1 protein-coding gene is annotated in these 871 nt (G+C 56.4%); it reads left to right on the top strand.

What is annotated here, in order from left to right; genetic code table 11:
* Window positions 1–283: 283 nt before the first annotated feature.
* The coding region (locus QJT78_RS51710; RefSeq protein ID WP_281460905.1) for a hypothetical protein at window positions 284–871 on the top strand (588 nt) is incomplete at its 3' end.

Raw genomic sequence — 871 nt, 5'->3', positions numbered from 1 at the left:
TCGCGGTTGAGGTGATGGGGTTGGCTTCACAACCGAATCCTACGCCGCATCAGCGCTTTACACCACGCTCGCCAGCCTCTCAGGCGCCCTCTCGCGAATAAGACGGGCTAAGCTTAACTGTCCCTTGTCGCCAGCCCGTTGGGCGCTTCGCGAGGGCTGCCGTGCCGGGCGATATGGATGGACGCGGTTCTGTGAATAACCGGGACAAGCGTTCCAATTCTCGTAGTGCTACCCTGCATTGTGTCAACGTAATCTCTCGCGATTCGCAGGAAAACAATAGATCATGACCATCGAGCTTTTTCTGACAGGCCTCTACCCGTGGCTTACCGGCGCTATAGGCGGATTTCTGGGGGCCGCCCTTTTGCTCCCCACCAAATTGGGCGAAGCTCTCATTAAGTTCAGGTATGACCGAAACCTAGAGGCATTCAAAGCCGATCAATCCCGCGATCTCGAGTCTGTGAAGGAGCGCCTGGCCCATTTAGGGGACCGGGGAAAACGCTCCAACGAACTGGAATTCTCGGCGACCCGCGCTGTCTGGGAGCAGTTCATGGAGGCCTATGCGGCTACCGACGCAGCCATTCTCGGCTTCGTCGAGTTGCCTGACCTCGCGAGGTACAGCGAAGAGGAGCGGCAGGTATACCTCAACAATACGGATTTTTCTTCACTGCAAAAGCAACAAGTGCTTGAGGCCGGTAATCCTACCGATATGTACTCCAAGGTCTTTCTTTGGCGCAAAATTGCAAACGCGCGTGAAGCGATCTTTAGAGCTGGCCCCGGTTGTTTGGACAGCGCCCCGCTGGATTTAAGTGGATTCCTGCCGGGTTATGCTGAACGCGGGGCTTTACGGTTTTGTCGTTGCGTCGGGAGGGCG

It is taken from the genome of Bradyrhizobium sp. Mp27 (assembly GCF_029953005.1).
GTDB classification, from domain to species: Bacteria; Pseudomonadota; Alphaproteobacteria; order Rhizobiales; family Xanthobacteraceae; genus Bradyrhizobium; species Bradyrhizobium barranii.
This window is presented reverse-complemented; position numbering and strand designations above follow the sequence as displayed.